This window comes from Streptomyces peucetius (assembly GCF_025854275.1).
In the GTDB taxonomy this organism is placed as follows: Bacteria; Actinomycetota; Actinomycetes; order Streptomycetales; family Streptomycetaceae; genus Streptomyces; species Streptomyces peucetius_A.
The window spans coordinates 4,113,488-4,131,455 of the sequence record NZ_CP107567.1 but is presented as its reverse complement, the minus strand read 5'-3'; the positions used below and the strand labels follow the sequence as shown (position 1 = coordinate 4,131,455).

Annotated in this window: 17 protein-coding genes and 2 pseudogenes; 8 read left to right on the top strand and 11 right to left on the bottom strand. The window is 71.1% G+C overall.

The window, feature by feature from the left end; genetic code table 11:
• Positions 1 to 28: 28 nt before the first annotated feature.
• Positions 29 to 523 carry an LURP-one-related/scramblase family protein gene (locus OGH68_RS19020; RefSeq protein WP_264245553.1) on the top strand — a complete coding sequence of 165 codons (495 nt, stop codon included), beginning with the start codon at positions 29 to 31 and terminating at the stop codon, positions 521 to 523.
• 58 nt (positions 524 to 581) lie between these two features.
• Here the strand turns inward: OGH68_RS19020 and OGH68_RS19015 are convergent, their stop codons facing one another.
• On the bottom strand, positions 582 to 1,385 hold the full coding sequence (locus tag OGH68_RS19015) for a carbon-nitrogen family hydrolase (RefSeq protein WP_264245551.1): 804 nt from the start codon (positions 1,383 to 1,385) through the stop codon (positions 582 to 584).
• A gap of 167 nt (positions 1,386 to 1,552) precedes the next feature.
• Here OGH68_RS19015 and OGH68_RS19010 point away from each other — a divergent pair, with 167 nt between their 5' ends.
• The gene (locus OGH68_RS19010; RefSeq protein WP_264245550.1) at positions 1,553 to 2,377 is read left to right on the top strand and encodes a maleylpyruvate isomerase family mycothiol-dependent enzyme; all 825 of its coding nucleotides are present in this window, start codon (positions 1,553 to 1,555) and stop codon (positions 2,375 to 2,377) included.
• Between the two features lie 113 nt (positions 2,378 to 2,490).
• Here OGH68_RS19010 and OGH68_RS19005 read toward each other — a convergent pair whose 3' ends face one another.
• From OGH68_RS19005 to OGH68_RS18985, 5 genes and pseudogenes are all read right to left on the bottom strand, one after another.
• Positions 2,491 to 3,795, bottom strand: a complete 1,305-nt coding sequence (locus OGH68_RS19005; RefSeq protein ID WP_264245548.1) for an MFS transporter — start codon at positions 3,793 to 3,795, stop codon at positions 2,491 to 2,493.
• On the bottom strand, positions 3,792 to 4,445 hold the full coding sequence (locus tag OGH68_RS19000; RefSeq protein ID WP_264245546.1) for a GntR family transcriptional regulator: 654 nt from the start codon (positions 4,443 to 4,445) through the stop codon (positions 3,792 to 3,794). The genes OGH68_RS19005 and OGH68_RS19000 overlap by 4 nt, the downstream gene beginning before the upstream one ends.
• A gap of 105 nt (positions 4,446 to 4,550) precedes the next feature.
• Positions 4,551 to 4,718, bottom strand: a complete 168-nt coding sequence (locus tag OGH68_RS18995) for a hypothetical protein (protein ID WP_264245543.1) — start codon at positions 4,716 to 4,718, stop codon at positions 4,551 to 4,553.
• 66 nt (positions 4,719 to 4,784) lie between these two features.
• Entirely contained in the window at positions 4,785 to 5,954 is a 1,170-nt protein-coding gene (locus OGH68_RS18990; RefSeq protein ID WP_264245541.1) for a hypothetical protein, read from the bottom strand.
• A gap of 107 nt (positions 5,955 to 6,061) precedes the next feature.
• Positions 6,062 to 6,424, bottom strand: a pseudogene (locus OGH68_RS18985) (ABC transporter permease); the annotation flags it as partial.
• A gap of 5 nt (positions 6,425 to 6,429) precedes the next feature.
• On the opposite strand from OGH68_RS18985, the gene OGH68_RS18980 reads away from it, so the two are divergent.
• A complete protein-coding gene (locus OGH68_RS18980) occupies positions 6,430 to 6,654 on the top strand; it encodes a LuxR family transcriptional regulator (protein ID WP_264245538.1) in 225 nt (74 codons plus the stop codon).
• Positions 6,655 to 6,714: 60 nt separating this feature from the next.
• Here OGH68_RS18980 and OGH68_RS18975 read toward each other — a convergent pair whose 3' ends face one another.
• Genes OGH68_RS18975 through pdhA form a run of 3 tightly spaced genes read right to left on the bottom strand, consistent with a single transcriptional unit; the run spans position 6,715 to position 10,283 of the window.
• Positions 6,715 to 8,133, bottom strand: coding sequence for a dihydrolipoamide acetyltransferase family protein (locus OGH68_RS18975; protein WP_264245536.1), 1,419 nt, complete (start codon positions 8,131 to 8,133; stop codon positions 6,715 to 6,717).
• Positions 8,134 to 8,147: 14 nt separating this feature from the next.
• Positions 8,148 to 9,128 (bottom strand): alpha-ketoacid dehydrogenase subunit beta, encoded by a 981-nt coding sequence (locus tag OGH68_RS18970; RefSeq protein WP_264245534.1) that lies wholly within the window; start codon positions 9,126 to 9,128, stop codon positions 8,148 to 8,150.
• A 3-nt stretch (positions 9,129 to 9,131) separates the two neighbouring features.
• Positions 9,132 to 10,283 carry a pyruvate dehydrogenase (acetyl-transferring) E1 component subunit alpha gene (gene pdhA / locus OGH68_RS18965; RefSeq protein ID WP_264245532.1) on the bottom strand — a complete coding sequence of 384 codons (1,152 nt, stop codon included), beginning with the start codon at positions 10,281 to 10,283 and terminating at the stop codon, positions 9,132 to 9,134.
• A 348-nt stretch (positions 10,284 to 10,631) separates the two neighbouring features.
• Between pdhA and OGH68_RS18960 the strand changes: the two are divergent.
• Together OGH68_RS18960 and OGH68_RS18955 are read left to right on the top strand one after the other, a co-directional pair.
• A pseudogene (locus tag OGH68_RS18960) lies at positions 10,632 to 11,276 on the top strand (response regulator).
• 324 nt (positions 11,277 to 11,600) lie between these two features.
• Positions 11,601 to 12,608: a phosphotransferase gene (locus OGH68_RS18955; protein ID WP_264245529.1), complete on the top strand. Its 1,008-nt coding sequence runs from the start codon at positions 11,601 to 11,603 to the stop codon at positions 12,606 to 12,608.
• Positions 12,609 to 12,705: 97 nt separating this feature from the next.
• Here the strand turns inward: OGH68_RS18955 and OGH68_RS18950 are convergent, their stop codons facing one another.
• The gene (locus OGH68_RS18950) at positions 12,706 to 14,253 is read right to left on the bottom strand and encodes a protein kinase domain-containing protein (protein ID WP_264245528.1); all 1,548 of its coding nucleotides are present in this window, start codon (positions 14,251 to 14,253) and stop codon (positions 12,706 to 12,708) included.
• A gap of 369 nt (positions 14,254 to 14,622) precedes the next feature.
• Between OGH68_RS18950 and OGH68_RS18945 the strand changes: the two genes are divergently transcribed.
• Positions 14,623 to 16,239: a protein kinase domain-containing protein gene (locus tag OGH68_RS18945; protein ID WP_264245525.1), complete on the top strand. Its 1,617-nt coding sequence runs from the start codon at positions 14,623 to 14,625 to the stop codon at positions 16,237 to 16,239.
• A 177-nt stretch (positions 16,240 to 16,416) separates the two neighbouring features.
• Here OGH68_RS18945 and OGH68_RS18940 read toward each other — a convergent pair whose 3' ends face one another.
• The gene (locus tag OGH68_RS18940) at positions 16,417 to 16,707 is read right to left on the bottom strand and encodes a hypothetical protein (protein WP_264245524.1); all 291 of its coding nucleotides are present in this window, start codon (positions 16,705 to 16,707) and stop codon (positions 16,417 to 16,419) included.
• A 7-nt stretch (positions 16,708 to 16,714) separates the two neighbouring features.
• Here OGH68_RS18940 and OGH68_RS18935 point away from each other — a divergent pair, with 7 nt between their 5' ends.
• A complete protein-coding gene (locus OGH68_RS18935) occupies positions 16,715 to 17,002 on the top strand; it encodes a hypothetical protein (RefSeq protein ID WP_264245523.1) in 288 nt (95 codons plus the stop codon).
• Between the two features lie 84 nt (positions 17,003 to 17,086).
• On the top strand, positions 17,087 to 17,752 hold the full coding sequence (locus OGH68_RS18930; RefSeq protein WP_264245520.1) for a PadR family transcriptional regulator: 666 nt from the start codon (positions 17,087 to 17,089) through the stop codon (positions 17,750 to 17,752).
• Positions 17,753 to 17,968 lie beyond the last annotated feature (216 nt).

The following is a 17,968-nucleotide window of genomic DNA, read 5'->3' as shown; positions in this document are numbered from 1 at the left end:
CAGCACCCGCCGGGGTACGCATTCCGCCATGAAATACCTGGTGCGGGACAAGATCTTCGCGATCGGCGACGACTACTGGATCGACGACGAGCACGGTCGCCACGCCTTCCTCGTCGACGGGAAGGCGCTGCGGCTGCGGGACACGCTGGAGCTCAAGGATCCGGACGGGCGGGTGCTGATCACGCTGCGCCAAAAAATGTTCAGCCTCCGGGACGCGATGACGATCGAGCGCGACGGGGACGCGCTCGCCACGGTGCGCAGGAAGCGGCTGTCGCTGCTGCGCAACCACTACCGGGTGACGCTCATGGAGGGGACGGAGCTGGATGTCAGCGGCCGGATCCTGGACCGGGAGTTCGCGGTCGAGTACGAGGGGGAGCTGCTGGCGCACATCTCCCGGCGGTGGCTGACCCTGCGGGACACCTACGGGGTGGACGTCGTACGGGAGGACGCGGACGCGGCGCTGCTGATCGCGGTGGCCGTATGCGTGATCCGGATGGCGGAGAAGGAACGGGAGGACGGCTGAGGCCCGGGCCCGGCGCGGGGCCGGACCCAGCGGCCGGAACCGGCCGCGCCGGCTCGGGTCAGTGCAGGGGGTTCGGGGTGGGCAGGCCCAGGCGGCGGTCCTTGAGCGCCGGGAAGACCTCGCGCGTCCTCGTGACCTTGGCCGGGTCGAGGTCGACGGTGAGCACTTCCTCGTCCGGGCCGGCCTCCGCGAGCACCTCGCCCCAGGGGTCGACCACGATGCTGTGGCCGGCCTGCTCGACGCCGGCGTGGGTGCCGGCGGTGCCGCAGGCGAGGACGTACGCCTGGTTCTCGACGGCACGGGCGCGGGCCAGCAGCGTCCAGTGGTCCCGGCGGCGGGCGGGCCAGCCCGCCGGCACCACGAGCGCCTGGGCACCGGCGTCCGTCAGGCCCCGGAACAGTTCGGGGAAGCGGAGGTCGTAGCAGGTGGCGAGGCCGAGGGTGAGACCTCCCGGAACGGGCACCGTCACGAGCTCCTCGCCCGCGCCCATCATCACGGCCTCGCCCTTGTCGAAGCCGAAACGGTGGATCTTCCGGTAGGAGGCGGCGAGCTCGCCCGTGGGGGAGATGACGAGGGCGGTGTTGTAGAGGGTGCCGTCGGCGGCCTTCTCGACGACGGAGCCGGCGTGGAGCCACACGCCCGCGTCGCTCGCGGCCTTGGCCATGGCTTCGTACGTGGGGCCGGAGGGAGACTCGGCCTCCTGCTCGAACCGCTGGTAGGCGAAGGCTCCGACGGGCCACAGTTCAGGGAGGATCACCAGTTCGGAGTCTGCCTGTTCCCGCACCAGTGAGGCCGCACGCCGTCTACGGGAATCGACCGATTCGTCCGGGTCTACCGCAATCTGGATGAGCGAGGCGCGCACACTACCACCGTCCTGGCATTCGAGCCGTCAACACGGGCCTACGATCGTCACACGAAAGCACTGCCGGGGTGCCTTCCGGCAGCGTACTGTGCTCATCCGGGGGCCACCCCCGGACCCCCGCAGCGCTGCCAGTCCAGTTTGTCCGCGTACGACCGCCGAGGGGTCCCGTGACCGTCCATCCCAGCCTGCAGAACTACGCCGATGCCTGGACCCATGCCGTCGAAGCGATAGCCGAGTTGGTCGGGCCGATCGCCGAGGGCGACTGGAACCGCGCCACGCCGTGCCCGGGCTGGTCGGTACGGGACATCGTCTCGCACGTCATCGGCCTGGAGTGCGAGATGCTCGGGGACCCCCGCCCCATCCACTCGCTGCCCCGTGATCTCTACCATGTGCAAAGCGATTTCGCCCGCTACATGGAGATGCAGGTCGATGTGCGCCGGCACCACACGGCGCCGGAGATTACCTCCGAACTCGAGTACACGATGATTCGCCGGGCGCGGCAGCTGCGCAACGAGAACCGCAGTCCCGACACCCTGGTCCGCGCACCGCTCGGCGCCGAGCAGACGCTCGAACTCGCCTACCGCATGCGCGCGTTCGACACCTGGGTGCACGAGCAGGACCTGCGGTGCGCGTTGAACAAGCCGGGCCATCTCGACTCTCCCGGCGCGTACGTCGCGCGGGACGTCCTCCTGCAGGGTCTGCCCAAGGTCGTCGCCAAGGAGGCGGGGGCTCCCGCGAATTCGGCCGTGGTCATCGATGTGCACGGGCCGATCGAGTTCCTGCGGACCGTGCGGGTGGACCCCGACGGCCGTGGGACGATCGACGGTTCCCCGTCACTCGGTCCGCTGGCGACCATCGGCATGGACTGGGAGACCTACTACCGGCTGGCCTGCGGACGTGTGCGGGCCACCGCGGTCCCCGACCGGATCAAGGTGGACGGGGACCAGGAGCTGGCCGGGGCGATCCTGCGGGCCTTCGCCGTCACGCCGTAGCCGCGAGGGGCGGCCAGCCCGTGGAGCCGTGAGCCCGGGCGGGCCGTCACCGTGTGCGCGCCGTGCGCCCCGTGACGACCGCCGCGTGCGCCGCGCCCCGTGACGACCCGCCGTCACGCCGGAACGTGCACCGCCTCCACCCGGCTCGCCACCAGGCGTTCGCGCTCGCGCCGTGCGGTGCGCCCGCGCAGTCGCAGAATCTGGGCGACTCCGAGCGCCTCCAGCACGAACACCGATGAGAAGGCGATCCGGTAGTTGTCGCCGGTCGCGTCCAGCAGGACGCCCACTGCGAGCAACGTTGTCATCGAGGCGACGAACCCGCCCATGTTGACGATCCCGGACGCCGTTCCCTGCCGCTCCGGCGGGTTGGCCGGGCGGGCGAAGTCGAACCCGATCATCGACGCGGGTCCGCAGGCGCCGAGCACCGCGCAGAGTGTGATCAGCAGCCACAGGGGAGCCGGGCCGCCCGGGTAGGCGATGGTGGCCGCCCACAGGGTCGCGGTGGCGCCGACCGTACCGAGCGCCAGCGGCACCCGTGCGGCATGGTGCCGGGCGATGACCTGCCCGTACACGAGCCCCACCAGCATGTTGGAGAGCACCACCAGTGTCAGCAGGCCGCCGGCGGCCTCGCGGGAGAGGCCCTGGGACTCCACCAGGAACGGCATGCCCCACAGCAGCAGGAACACCATGCCGGGGAACTGGGTCGTGAAATGGACCCACATGCCGAGCCGGGTACCGGGCTCCCGCCACGATTCGGCGATCTGCTTCCGTACGAAGGCGGGGCCCGCGTGCCGGGCGGGCGGAGGCTCGTGACCCTCGGGGTGGTCGGAGAGGAAGAGCGAGAGCAGCACCAGCACCAGCACTCCGGCCGCCGCGCTGCCCGCGAAGGTGGCCGTCCAGCCCATGCCGTGCAGCATGCGGGCGATGACCAGGGTGGAGACGAGGTTGCCGGCCATGCCGAAGAGCGCGGCGACCTGCCCGATGAGCGGTCCGCGCCGGGCGGGGAACCAGCGTGATCCGAGCCGCAGCACGCTGATGAAGGTCATCGCGTCGCCGCAGCCGAGCAGCGCGCGGGACGCGAGCGCCGTTCCGTACGTCGGCGAGAGGGCGAAGCCGAGCTGGCCGACGGTGAAGAGCACCACGCCGATGGTGAGCACCTTCTTGGTGCCCATCCGGTCGACCATCAGGCCGACGGGTATCTGCATGCCCGCGTAGACCAGCAGTTGGAGGATGGAGAAGGTGGACAGGGCGGAGGCGTTGACGCCGAAGCGGTCGGCGGCGTCGAGTCCGGCGACGCCGAGGCTGGTGCGGAAGATGACCGCGACGAAGTAGACGGCCACGCCGATGCCCCACACGGCGGCGGCACGCCGGCCGCCGGGTGGATCACCGGGCAGGGACACCGCCGGGGTCGCGCTCACCGGCCCTCACCCCGGACGAGCACCTCGACCCGGCCGAGGTGTCCCCGTACGCAACCGGCCGCGCCCTCCGCGTCGCCCGCCTTGATCCGGTCCAGGATCTCGGAGTGCTCCTCGTAGTTGCGCGAGACCCGGTCGGGGAGGGCCTGCATCATCGCGACGCCCATCCGGAGCTGGCGGTCGCGGAGTTGGTCGTAGAGCCGGGAGAGGATCTCGTTGCCGGCGTGCTTGACGATCTCGGCGTGGAAGCAGCGGTCGCTGACGGCGAACGAGGCGAGGTCGCCGGCGTCGGCGTGGCGCCGCTGTTCGGCCAGCAGTTCCTCAAGGCGTGCGACGAGCGCGGCGGGCGCCGGCACCGCCTTGCGCACCGCGAACTCCTCGACCAGCAGACGGGTCTCGACCACGTCCCGGATCTCCTGCGCGGAGACGGCGAGGACCAGCGCGCCCTTCTTCGGGTAGAGCTTGATGAGCCCTTCCACCTCGAGCTTGAGCAGCGCTTCCCGTACGGGGGTGCGGGACACGCCCACGGCTTCGGCGAGTTCGCCTTCGGTGAGCAGCGTTCCGCCCTCGTAGCGGCGGTCGAGGACGGCCTGCTTGATGTGTGTGTAGACGCGTTCTGCGGCAGGGGGCTGCTTCACGGTGGCGGCGGGCATGCACACAGCATAGATACAACAGAGTTCAACCAGAAAGCCGCGTCCGCGATGCGGACGCGGCTTTGGACCGGACCAGAGGTGCGGCTCAGGCCTGCGGCGAACCGGTCACCTCGAACCGTCGCCGAACGCCGTGTGCGTCTCCTGCCGTTCCATGTCCGCGATGGCGCGCTTGCGCCACCGCCCGACGCAGACCGACACGAGCACCACGGCCATCAGCGCCATGAGGACGCCGCCGACCAGCAGCAGCACGAAGAGCGATCCGAGCGTTTCCATGTCACCCCTTGCTCAGCGGTCGCGGGGGCGGGCGCACCGGGCGCCCGCACCCCGCTTCCGGCCTGCCTAGGAAAGGTGGTCCCAGGAAATGACCTTGGTCCAGTAGAAGTCCTGCCTGATGCCCGCGCCCACGCCTCGCGACGTGTTCGTGCCCGGGCAGGCGTAGTCGTGGCAGAACGAACGCCAGTCGGTGTTGTTCGTCGCCTTGAAGTTGATCGTGACCGTGCGGGCCTCTTCGTTCACCTTCAGGATCTGGTACGACTCGGTCCACGATCCCACGACGGTCTCGAACTCACCACTGCCCACGCGTCCACCGGACAGCAGGCCGAGGATGTCCTTCACGGACTCGGCACTGCGGTGCGCCGGGTGCCACTTGGAGGAGGGACCGTAGGAGCTGTACATGTCTCCTCTGACCTTGTAGGCGATGTCCCTCTCCAGGTTCTTGTTGTGCGGAGAGGCAGCGATCATCCGGACCATCTTGGAGCCCGGCCCGAAGACGAGGTGCGGGAAGAACTGCCCGATGCCGCTCATCCACATGTCGCCGATGTCGTACGGGCTCAGCTTGGCGACCTCCTCGAGGAACTTCTTGTCGTCCAGGCGGTAACCGGCGGGGTAGTCGATCTTCCCGTAGTAGTGCGGCAGCGTGGAGCAGGTGTTCCAGGTCACCGGGAACAGGGCGCACGAAGGCTTCGAGTCGTCGAGCGGAGGGATCGGGCCGCTGCCGTCCGGGTCACCGGACGCCGCTGCCTCCTTCTTCTTCTGCTCGCGCCACGCCTTGAGCTCGTCCTCCAGCTTCTTGGCGGCGATCTCGGCGGCGTCCAGCGCCGCGGCCTCCGCCGCGTCCCTGCTCTTGCCCGCCGCGAGCTCCGACGCCCGTGCCTGTGCGGCCGCGATCCACGCCGCGTCGGCGGAACCACGCGCCCACGCCACGGAGTCCTCGGCGCGCGCCGCGGACGCGGTGGCCGCACGGGCCGCCCGGTGTGCGTCCGCCTCGGCCTCGCGCGCGACCCGCGCCGACTCGGCGGCACGCGCGGCCGACGCCTCGGCCTCGGTGGCCGACGCGGCGGCGTCCTCGGCGTACTGCGCGGCCTGTTCGGCCGACTCCTGGGCCTTCGCCGCCCAGTCGGCGGCCTCCTCGGCCGCCTTGCGGGCGAGGGCCGCGACACGAGCCGCCTCGGCGGCGTTCTTCTGCGCCTCGGCGGCGATACCGGCCGCGCCCGCGATGAGGTGCTGCACCTGTGCGATGTGCGTCGCGGCGCCGAAAACACACTTGACGAACCGACAGAATTCATTGCTGGAATCGGGCGGGGCTTATGCGTCCCCGCCGCACATTCCGCCCCGGTTCAACGCCGCAGCGCCTCCACGGGCTGGATCCGGGAAGCCCGCCAGGCCGGGTACGGCCCCGCGAGCAGCCCTGTCACCAGTCCGACGGCCGGGGCGGCGGCCACGGTCCCCGGGTGCACGACCGGAGTCCACTCCCTCACGTAGGACACGAGGACCACGGTGATGGTGCCGATCGATGTGCCGACCGGACCGCCGAGCAGGCCGAGCGCACCGGACCCGGCGAGGGACTGAGCGGTGATGTGGCGGCCCCTGGCGCCCAGCGAGCGGCGCAGCCCGATCTCCCCGGTGCGCTCCAGGACGGCGACCGGGGTGGTGTTGGCGATCCCCACCGCACCGATCACCAGACAGATGCCGGCGAGCAAACGACGTGCTGTTCGCGCTGCGCGACGCGGTCGACGACCGGGCTGCGGCGCGCGAACTGCGCATCACCGAACGCACGGTCAAGTTCCACATCGCCAGGATGCGCGCCAAGATGGGTGGCATCAGCCGCACCCGGCTCTGTGCGGTCGCCGCGGTTCACGCACTGCGCGACTGCGCACATTGCGTGGCGGTCCGCACGGTCACCGAACCGCCTGGGCCGGCGCGGGGCTGACGGGTACGCAAACGCCCGGCCGGGGCGACCCCGGTCGGGCGTTTCACGTGGAACAGAGCATCAGGCCCAGGTGATGAGCCGCTTCGGGTTCTCCAGGATCGCCGCGATGTCCGCGAGGACCTTGGAGCCGAGCTCGCCGTCGACCAGGCGGTGGTCGAAGGAGAGCGCCAGGGTGGTGACCTGACGGGGCTTGACCTTGCCCTTGTGGACCCACGGCTGGAGCTTGATCGCACCGACCGCGAGGATGGCCGACTCGCCGGGGTTCAGGATCGGCGTGCCGGTGTCGACGCCGAAAACGCCGACGTTGGTGATGGTTACCGTGCCGCCCTGCATCGCCGCCGGGGTGGTCTTCCCCTCACGCGCCGTGGCGACCAGCTCGCCCAGGGACTCCGCCAGTTGCGGCAGGGTCTTGTCGTGCGCGTCCTTGATGTTGGGGACGATCAGACCCCGCGGCGTGGCCGCCGCGATGCCCAGGTTGACGTAGTGCTTCTGCACGATCTCCTGGGCGGCCTCGTCCCAGGCCGCGTTGACCTCCGGGTTCCGCTTGATCGCGACCAGCAGGGCCTTGGCGATGAGCAGCAGCGGGTTGACCCGGAGCCCCGCCATGTCCTTGTCGGTCTTGAGCTCCTCGACGAGCTTCATGGTGCGCGTGACGTCGATGGTCACGAACTCCGTGACGTGCGGCGCGGTGAACGCGCTGCCGACCATCGCGGCCGCGGTCGCCTTCCGTACGCCCTTGATCGGCACACGGGTCTCGCGCGCACCCGCCGCGACGGGCGCGGGGGCGGCCTGGGCCGGGGCCGGCTCGGGGGTGACGGCAGCCGGAGCGGGCGCCGGCGCGGCAGCCGCGTGGACGTCCTCGCGGGTGATGACGCCGTCGGGGCCGGTCGGGGTGACCGTCGCCAGGTCGATGCCGAGGTCCTTGGCGAGCTTGCGCACCGGGGGCTTGGCGAGCGGACGCGGCGCCGTCGGCGCGCCGTGGCCGTTCATCTCCGCCTGGATCGCGGCGGCCGCCTCGGCCTGCTCGGGAGCCGCCGTCTGCTTGCGGGGCCTGCGCTTCGTGGACGACTCGGCGACGCCGTAGCCGACGAGGACGGGCTGGCGGCCCTGCGGCTTGGCCTCCTCCGCGGCCTCGGCGGTGGCCTCCGCCACGGGCGACGCCTCGGTCTGGGCGGCGGGCACCGCAGCGGCCTCGGCCGGGGCCGCGTCGCCGCTGCCCGGCGCCACGTCGACCGTGATGATCGACGTGCCGACGTCGACGGTGGTGCCCTCGGCGAAGCGCAGCTCGTGCACCACGCCGTCGTACGGGATCGGCAGCTCGACGGCCGCCTTCGCCGTCTCGACCTCACAGACGACCTGGCCGTCGGTGACGGTGTCGCCCGGCTGGACGTACCACTTGAGAATCTCGGCCTCGGTGAGTCCCTCGCCCACGTCGGGCATCTTGAACTCGCGGAAGCGGAGCGAAGTGTCTTGCGTCATGGTCACGGCACTCCTCAGTACGCGAGCGAGCGGTCGACGGCGTCCAGCACCCGGTCCAGACCCGGAAGGTACTCCTCCTCGAGCCGTGCCGGCGGGTACGGGGCGTGGAAGCCGCCGACCCTCAGCACCGGGGCCTCCAGGTGGTAGAAGCACCGCTCGGTGATGCGAGCGGCGATCTCCGCGCCGGAGCCGTAGAAGACGGGGGCCTCGTGGACCACGACCAGCCGGCCGGTCCTCTCGACGGACGCCTGGACGGCGTCGAAGTCGATCGGGGACATCGAGCGCAGGTCGACGACCTCCACCGACTTGCCCTCCTCGGCCGCGGCGGCGGCCGCCTCGAGGCAGACCTTCACCATCGGACCGTAGGCGGCCAGCGTGATGTCGGAGCCGGCCAGGGCGACGCGCGCGCCGTGCAGCGGGTCGGGGATGGCCTCGGTGTCGACCTCGCCCTTGTCCCAGTAGCGGCGCTTCGGCTCGAAGAAGATCACCGGGTCGTCGCTCTGGATCGCCTGCTGGAGCATCCAGTAACCGTCGGAGGGGTTCGACGGAGAGACCACCTTGAGGCCGGCGACGTGCGCGAAGAGCGCCTCCGGGGACTCCGAGTGGTGCTCGACGGCGCCGATGCCGCCGCCGTAGGGGATGCGGATGACGACCGGCAGCTTGATCTTGCCGAGCGCGCGGGCGTGCATCTTGGCGAGCTGGGTGACGATCTGGTCGTACGCGGGGAAGACGAAGCCATCGAACTGGATCTCGACCACGGGGCGGTAGCCGCGCAGGGCGAGACCGATCGCGGTGCCGACGATGCCGGACTCGGCGAGCGGGGTGTCGATGACCCGGTCCTCGCCGAAGTCCTTCTGCAGGCCGTCGGTGATTCGGAAGACGCCGCCGAGCTTGCCGACGTCCTCACCCATGATCAGGACCTTGGGGTCGGTCTCGAGGGCCTTGCGGAGCGACTCGTTGAGCGCCTTCGCGAGGGGAAGCTTCTGTACAGCCATGGCTTACTTGCCCTCCTCGGCGAACGATGCCTGGTACGCGGCGAACTGCGCCCGCTCCTCGTCGACGAGGGAGTGACCGTCGGCGTAGGTGTGGTCGAACATGGCCATGTCGTCCGGGTCGGGCATGGCACGAACGGCCTCGCGCACCCGCTTGGCGAGCACGTCGCTCTCCTCGTCGAGGGCGGTGAAGAACGCCTCGTCGGCGTGGCCCTCGGCCTCGAGGTGGGTACGCAGCCGCAGGATCGGGTCCTTGGCCTCCCAGGCCGCCCGCTCGTCGTCGTGCCGGTACTTGCTCGGGTCGTCGGACGTGGTGTGCGCGCCCATCCGGTACGTGAAGGCCTCGACGAGCGTCGGGCCCTCGCCGCGGCGGGCCCGCTCCAGGGCGGAGCGGGTCACGGCCAGGCAGGCCAGCACGTCGTTGCCGTCGACGCGGACGCCGGGGAAGCCGTAGCCCTGCGCCCGCTGGTACAGCGGGACGCGGGTCTGCTTCTCGGTGGGCTCGGAGATCGCCCACTGGTTGTTCTGGCAGAAGAACACGACCGGCGCGTTGTAGACCGCGGAGAACGTGAACGATTCGGCCACGTCGCCCTGGCTCGAGGCACCGTCGCCGAAGTACGCGATCACGGCCGAGTCGGCACCGTCCTTGGCGACGCCCATGGCGTAGCCGGTGGCGTGCAGCGTCTGCGAGCCGATGACGATCGTGTACAGGTGGAAGTTGTTGGTGGTCGGGTCCCAGCCACCGTGGTTCACGCCCCGGAACATGCCCAGCAGATTCGTCGGGTCGACCCCGCGGCACCAGGCGACGCCGTGCTCGCGGTACGTCGGGAAGACGTAGTCGTCGTCGCGCAGGGCGCGTCCCGAGCCGATCTGTGCGGCCTCCTGGCCCAGCAGCGACGCCCACAGGCCCAGCTCGCCCTGACGCTGCAGCGCGGTGGCCTCCGCGTCGAAGCGGCGGGTCAGGACCATGTCCCGGTACAGCCCGCGCAGCTCGTCGGCGTTCAGGTCGATGTCGTACTCGGGGTGCTGGACGCGCTCGCCCTCGGGCGTCAGCAGTTGTACGAGCTGGGGCTCGGAACTCTGTGGCTTCTTGGCGGCGCTGGCGCGCTTACTGGCGCGTCGCGGTTTACGCGCGGCAGCAGTGCTCTCCACGGTCACGTGCGTGCTCCTCCGTCGGTCCGGCCCCCGGGGTCCGCCGGAAAGCCAGTGCGGCTCGCCCGCGTCCCGGCCCGCGCACGGGGTGTGTGCGGCAAGGCCGGAGGTCGGGCGTGACAGGTGCCCCGGCGAACGTCCTGTCACAGGCACGTTACCCAGTGGGCAGCATTACTGCGAAACCCCACTTGACCTGCGATTTTGCTTGGATTTCCAAGTAAATCGAGAAATAGGGGAACAACCACTGGTCACAGCCCTGCAGGCCGCCGGAACACGGGCACGTTATCCCGGCCACCCCCGGCACGGGAAGACTCAATATGTGAGACTGCGTTTGTGCGCGAAACGTGAAAAATCATGGTATTCCTTCTCGACGACCACGAAGTCGTCCGGCGTGGCGTTCATGAACTTCTCGCGGCGGAGCCCGACATCGAGGTGGTCGGCGAGGCGGGTACGGCGGAAGACGCCCTGGTCAGAATCCCTGCGACGGACCCCGATGTCGCCGTGCTCGACGTGCGTCTGCCGGACGGGAACGGCGTCGAGGTCTGCCGCGAAGTCCGTTCGCGCAACGAGAACATCAAGTGCCTGATGCTCACCTCGTTCGCCGACGACGAGCTCTCTTCGACGCGATCACGGCCGGGGCCTCCGGATATGTACTGAAGGCGATCCGCGGCAACGAACTCCTGGCGGCGGTGCGGGACGTCGCGGCCGGAAACTCACTGCTCGACCCGGTGGCGACGGCCGGGGTCCTGGAGCGGCTGCGCGACGGGGGCAGGCCGAGCGGAGATGCCCGGCTGGAAAACCTCACCGGCCAGGAGCGCAGGATCCTGGACCTGATCGGCGAGGGGCTCACCAACCGTGCCATCGGTGAGCGGCTCCGTCCGGCCGAGAAGACGATCAAGAACTACGTCTCCAGCCTGCTGTCCAAGCTGGGCATGGAGCGCCGTGCGCAGGCGGCCGCGTTCCGCGGCGAGGATGCAGGCGGAGCGCCGGCACAACTGAGACCGGGGCGGCGGAGGTCGTCGTACAGCGCCGGTCACCGCTGCCCGCGTCAGCAGGCGGGGACACCTGCCATCACTCGTTCGGGCCAACGGCGTCACACCCGGTTCCGGGACCTTGGTCCCGCTGGTTGAGGGCCGGTGACCTACACAGCGGAGTCGTCGGTCACGCAGGGTGGACGTCATGTCCTCGGAGGAACTCCACGCCGTCTGATTGCCGGACCGCGTCCCGTACGGCCGGCCGGCCGCCAGTTTCCGCGCCATGCCCTTCCTGGCCCCCGAGCAGGAGCAGTCGGAGCGGCACATTCCGTGATCTAACATCTGGCGGGTGCCGCGCTCATCTGATACCGCTCCGCCCCTCACCGCGCTGCTGCGCCGCTACGAGAACCCGGGCGAACCCCTCTCCTGCAAGCCCGTCACCCAGGGGCTCCTCAACCGCGGCTACCGCCTCTCCACCACCCGCGGGGCGTACTTCCTCAAGCACCATCTCGACGGCGACCACGAGGCCATCACCCGCCAGCACCGGGCGACCAGGCGGCTCCAGGCACTCGATGTGCCCGTCGCCCCGCCGCTGGAGGACGGCCAGGGCGCCACGGTCGCCGTGATCGGCGGCCACTGCTACGCCCTGCACCCGTGGGTCGAGGGCCGCCACCGGAACGGCGCCCAGCTCAGCACGGACCAGTCCCGGCGGCTCGGATCACTCCTGGGGCTCGTCCACACCTGCCTGGCCCAGGTCATGGACACCGGCGCGGACGGGACCACCGAACACGTCAGCGCCGACCCCGACGAGACGTTCACCCTCATCGAGGAGCTGCTGCAACTGACCCGGTCCGCCCGGCCGCGCGACTCCTTCGACACCCTCGCGGAACACCGCCTCCTGCAACGGCGCGCCCTGCTCGAACGCCAGGCCGCCCGCAGGCCCCCGCCGGGCGGTGCGGGCGGCTGGGTGCACGGCGACTTCCATCCGCTGAACCTGCTCTACCGCGGGGCGGAGCCGGCCGCGATCGTCGACTGGGACCGGCTGGGGGTCCAGCCGCGGGCGGAGGAGGCGGTGCGGGCGGCGGCGATCTTCTTCATCACGCCGGGCGGGCGGCTGGAGCTCCCCAAGGTGCGTGCGTACGCGCGGGCCTACCGGCGCGCGGCGGGCGCCGACGCGGCCGAACTGCGGTCCGCCGTGCACCGGGTGTGGTGGGAGCGGCTCAACGACTTCTGGATACTGCGCTGGCGCTATCAGCTGCACGACCGAAGGGCCGACCCGCAGTTTCCCGCGGTGTCGGCCCTGGCGGTCTGGTGGACGAAGGAGTACGAGGCGGTGTGCGAGGCGTTCACGGAGTGAGGCGTGCGCCCGGGTTCCAGCGGCGCGGGGCACGCGCCGGGGTCCGGACGACGCGAGGCGTGCGCCGGACTCCGACGGCCGCCACGTACCCCGCGCGTCACTCGTCGTCGGGTTCGCCGCCCGTATTGCCCGTCGGGTCACCGGTGGGCCCTGTCGGGTCCCCGCTCGGGTCGCCCGTCGGGTCCCCGGTCGGGTCGCCCGTGGGGTCCTCGGTCGGGTCCCCCGGCGACTGGGAGGCCGTCGGGTCGTCGGACGGCGTCTGCGGCGTGCTCGGCGTGTACGACGGCTGGTCCGACGGGGTCCAGCTCGGCCACTGGTTGCCACCGGTCGACGTGTCCGGCTCCTCCGACTGCTCGGTCTCCTCGTCCGTCGGCGTCGGGGTCTCCTCCGGCGTCGTACTCGGCGACTCCGAGACCGTCTTGCCGTCACCCGGGCTGGTGCCGCCGGGGTCGTTCGCCTTGTTGAGCGCGAAGGCGATACCGGCCACGACCGCGACCACGGCGAGGGCGGCGAGCAGCCACACCTTGCCCCGACCACCCCGGCCGTTGCCGTGGGGTCCGCTTCCGTAACCGCCGTCGTAGCCCCCGTCGTTCGGGTTCACCGGCGGGAGGATCGGGCCCTGCGAGGTCTCGCCGTGCCCGGGGTGGGCGACAGTCGGGCCGCTCATTCCCCTGGTCGCGGCGGTCCCGCCCTCGTACAGATGGACCGGGCCGGTGTTCCAGCCGCCGTTGTGGCTGCCCTGCTGCTGCAGCATCTGCAGCGCGTACTGCACCAGTCCGCGCATCTCCTCGGCGCTCTGGAACCGGTCGTCCGGGTCCTTCGCGAGCGAGCGCATGACCAGACCGTCGAGCTCGGGCGGCACGGTGTCCGAGACGTCCGACGGCGGCACCGGGATGTCCTGCACGTGCTGGTAGACGACGGACAGCGGCGTCTCACCGGTGAACGGCGGCCGCAGGGCGAGCAGTTCGTACAACAGGCAGCCCGTCGCGTACAGGTCGGAACGGTGGTCGACGGCCTTGCCGAGGGCCTGCTCGGGAGAGAGGTACTGCGGCGTGCCCATGACCATGCCGGTCTGGGTCATCGTCGACTGCGCGCCGTGCAGGGCGCGCGCGATGCCGAAGTCCATCACCTTGACCGCACCGGAGTCGGTGATGATGACATTGGCGGGCTTGATGTCGCGGTGCACGATGCCGTGCTGGTGCGAGTACGCGAGCGCCTCGAGGACGCCCGAGACGATGATCAAGGCCTGCTCGGGCGGCGGCGCCTCGGCGTTGAGGAGCAGATCGCGGATCGTGCGGCCCTCGACGAGCTCCATCACGATGTAGGGGACGGTCTGGCTGCCCACGACGTCCTCGCCGGAGTCGTAGACCGCCACCACCGAGTGGTGGTTGAGGCCGGCAACCGACTGGGCCTCGCGTGTGAAGCGGGCCTTGGAGACCGGGTCCTCCGCGAGATCGGCGCGCAGCAGTTTGACGGCGACCGTGCGGCCGAGGCGTACGTCCTCCGCCGCGAACACCTCCGCCATTCCGCCGCGGCCGAGACGGTGCGTCAGGCGGTAGCGGCCGTCGCCGACCAGTCCGCCGACACCCCAGGCGTCCGCAGAATCCGGCACTCCGCTGCCGTCTGCTCCGGGTTCGGGTGCCATCAGTCCTCGCCGTCGTATCTGTCCGCGTGCCTGGTGCGCTTGCGGGGTGCCATTGCTCGTGGTGCTGTGCCACGTCACGCTACAGCCTTGGCGCGGCAGGCCGGATCCGAGAGAGACCGGCCATCAAACCTGCCGCACGTGGGGCGGCGCAAATTCCATCCGGTTCCTGTAACGCTTCCGAGACGCTTGTTGTGCGTACGGTCACGGAACGGGCACCTGGCTTGACGTGTCGGACCCCTGCGGCAGACTTGCCCCGTAAATACGGGATCACGGTCCAGGTTTCTCGATCCTTCGAGACAGGGATCGCCAGCAACGCGAACCATCGCGGGCCGGGCCGTCGGGCCACCGCGCCGAGGGGGATGCACAGTCATGAGCCAGGACGGCGCGCAGGGCCGCTATGCGGGTGGTTCCGTGGCGGGCGGCCGGTATCAGCTTCGCGATCTGCTCGGCGAAGGCGGTATGGCCTCCGTCTATCTGGCTTACGACTCGGCGCTGGACCGCCAGGTCGCCATCAAGACGCTCCATACGGAGCTGGGGCGCGAGCAGTCCTTCCGTGAGCGGTTCCGCCGCGAGGCGCAGGCCGTGGCCAAGCTCTCCCACACCAACATCGTGTCCGTCTTCGACACGGGTGAGGACGAGCTGGACGGCGCCCTGATGCCGTACATCGTCATGGAGTACGTGGAGGGGCAGCCGCTGGGCTCCGTGCTGGCCGCGGACATCCAGCAGTACGGCGCGATGCCGGCCGACAAGGCGCTCAAGGTCACCGCCGACGTGCTCGCCGCGCTGGAGACCAGCCACGAGATGGGTCTGGTCCACCGCGACATCAAGCCCGGCAACGTGATGATGACCAGGCGCGGCGTCGTCAAGGTGATGGACTTCGGCATCGCCCGTGCCATGCAGTCGGGCGTCACCTCGATGACGCAGACCGGCATGGTGGTCGGCACCCCGCAGTACCTGTCGCCCGAGCAGGCGCTGGGGCGCGGTGTGGACGCCCGTTCCGACCTGTACTCGGTCGGCATCATGCTCTTCCAGCTGCTGACCGGGCGGCTGCCGTTCGACGCGGACTCGCCGCTGGCGATCGCGTACGCGCATGTGCAGGAGGAGCCGGTCGCACCGTCCACCGTCAACCGCTCCATCACCCCTGCGATGGACGCGCTCGTGGCACGGGCGCTGAAGAAGAACCCGAACGAGCGGTTTCCCAGCGCGGCGGCGATGCGCGACGAGTGCGCGCGTGTCGCGGGCGCCGGGCAGACGGGCGCTCCGGTGATCATCGGTGGTGCGCCGGCGAGCAGCGGGGCCGGCGTCGGTTCCGCCGTCTTCCCGCCGCTGGACCAGTCGGCCCCGGCGCCGCAGAGCGGCGTCCAGACGCCGTACCAGCCCGGTCCGTACGGCCCGCCCACGCCGGCCCCGGCACCGACCCCCGCGCCGCACTACGGCTACCCGACGCCGGCGCCCGCGTACCAGTCGCCGGCTCCGGTCGCCTCCACCCCGCCGCCGTACACCCTCTCGCCGCAGCAGGCGCCTTCGGGCGGCAGTGGCGGCGGCAAGCGGAACATGCCGGTTCTCGTGGGCGCGATCGCGGTGGCGCTGCTGGCCATCGGCGGTCTGGTCACGGCGATCGCGCTGAACGGGGACGACAAGGACCCGGGCACGGAAGCCGGCGGCGACCCGACGACGAGCGAGTCGCAGAAGGCGGGTTACAAGGGGCCGGAGCGCAACCGGACCATGAAGACCACGGAGTGCTCGGACGCGCGCGAGAGCTACAACGACCCGTCGAAGGTCGATGCGCCGAACTTCGCCTACAAGGACATCCTCTCCGTCAAGGCCTGCATCCAGGCCGCCGGCTGGAAGATCAACGAGAAGGAGACGCCGAACGCCCAGTGGGGCGACGGCATCGTGATCTCGCAGTTCCCGCTCGCCGGCACGGAGGTCGACCCGGACGAAGCCAACTTCACCCTTGAGATCTCCACCGGCTATCCGGAGTAGTCCGCCCGAGCACCCTCGGCGGCGGTCATCGCCGCGAACGGCCCGGTACGCGCGTCGCGTGCCGGGCCGTCGTGCTGCGTCCGGCGGTCGGATACGGCCGCCCGGGATGCCGGAGACACCCCGTCATGTGAACCTGAGTCCGATATGTCGGCGACGACGACTCGGCACGGGGAGGGGTCATCCGGTGACTCCAGGACTGCACACTCGCTGCGCGATCACTGTTGCCGCGCTTGTGCTGCTGGCGACCGCGCCGGTCGCCCGCGCCGAGGAGCCCAAGGCACCCGAGCAGTCACCGAAGCCCACGGCCTCGGCCTCGCTCGCGGGACGGGAGGCCGGTGCGGGACGCCCGCGTCCCGGGCGGCAGGTGACGCCGTCGCCGAGTACCAGCGCGAGCCCGTCGGCGAGTCCCTCGCGCACACCGGCCGCAGCGACCTCGGCGTCGGCGAGTGCCACGCCTTCGAAGTCCACGCGGCCCGTGTCCCCGTCCCGGCCCGCCCAGGGGGACCCGACCCGCACGGAAGAGCCCTCGGCGGACGTCCTCCCTCAGGAGGACGGGGCACCCGAGTCGGAGGCTCCCGCCGACGCGTGGATCACACCGACACCGGAGCCGCACCGGAGCGAGCCCGCCGCCGCCCGCCACCAGGCACCGCAGGGGGCGCCCGCCCCCGTCACCGAGCCGGTCTCGCCGCTCTCGCTGGGTGTCGGGATGGCCCTGATGGGCCTCGGCATCGGCTTCCTCGGCGTGCGACTGCGGCGCCGCTGAGCGCCGCGTCCGTCTCAGGACGGACGCCCCGTCTCCCACCCTCGACGGTTGCCGCCGTCGGCATACTCGGTATACATACTGAGTATGTCCATTCGCCACGGGCTCCTCGCCCTGCTCGAACACGGCCCCCGCTACGGGTCCCAGCTCCGCTCGGAGTTCGAATCCCGCACGGGCGCCACGTGGCCCCTGAACGTGGGTCAGGTCTACACGACCCTGAACCGCCTGGAGCGCGACGGCATGGTCGCGCAGAGCGGCGAGGACGAGGCGGGACACGCGCTGTACGTCATCACGGACGCGGGCCGCTCCGAACTCCGGAGCTGGTTCGAGACCCCGGTGGACCGCAGCAGCCCGCCCCGTGACGAACTGGCCATCAAGCTCGCGATGGCGGTCGGCGCCCCCGGGGTGGACATCCGCGCCGTCATCCAGTCCCAGCGCCACCACACGGTGAACGCGATGCAGGACTACACCCGCCTCAAGGCCCAGGCTCTCGCCGCCATCGAGAGCGGGGGCTCTCAGGAGCGGGACGACGTCGCATGGCTGCTCGTGCTGGAACAGCTGATCTTCCAGACCGAGGCGGAGGCCCGCTGGCTCGACCACTGCGAGGTCCGGCTCATCCGGCTCTCGGCCGCCGGCGCGGCCGGACGTGAGACCGGCACGGCCGGGACCGGAACCGGCGCGGCCGTGCCGGACCCCCCGGCCACCCAGGCGCACACGGCCGCCGCAGGCAGGCGGACCACGGGCGCCGACTAGACCCATCCCACCGTCCCCGAGCCGCCGGCCGCGCCCACGCACGAGCCCGGCGGCCCCGAGCCGCCGGCCGCGCCCACGCACGAGCCCGGCGGCCCCGATCCACCGGTCGCGCCCCGGCGCCGTACCGGCCCGCTCCACCGCACTCACCGCTCGCACGTACCGGCCACCGGGCCGGCGCGGCGAGCTCCCCATCCGCATCGGCCCGCACGGCCGACC

Bases quoted from the DNA above. Each gene is read 5' to 3' on its own strand.
- OGH68_RS19020 (WP_264245553.1), top strand. From the start codon at position 29: ATGAAATACCTGGTGCGGGACAAGATCTTCGCGATCGGCGACGACTAC.
- OGH68_RS19000 (WP_264245546.1), bottom strand. From the start codon at position 4,445: ATGCCCGCCGCCACCGTGAAGCAGCCCCCTGCCGCAGAACGCGTCTAC.
- OGH68_RS18995 (WP_264245543.1), bottom strand. From the start codon at position 4,718: ATGGAAACGCTCGGATCGCTCTTCGTGCTGCTGCTGGTCGGCGGCGTC.
- OGH68_RS18975 (WP_264245536.1), bottom strand. From the start codon at position 8,133: ATGACGCAAGACACTTCGCTCCGCTTCCGCGAGTTCAAGATGCCCGAC.
- OGH68_RS18970 (WP_264245534.1), bottom strand. From the start codon at position 9,128: ATGGCTGTACAGAAGCTTCCCCTCGCGAAGGCGCTCAACGAGTCGCTC.
- OGH68_RS18950 (WP_264245528.1), bottom strand. From the start codon at position 14,253: ATGGCACCCGAACCCGGAGCAGACGGCAGCGGAGTGCCGGATTCTGCG.
- OGH68_RS18945 (WP_264245525.1), top strand. From the start codon at position 14,623: ATGAGCCAGGACGGCGCGCAGGGCCGCTATGCGGGTGGTTCCGTGGCG.
- OGH68_RS18930 (WP_264245520.1), top strand. From the start codon at position 17,087: ATGTCCATTCGCCACGGGCTCCTCGCCCTGCTCGAACACGGCCCCCGC.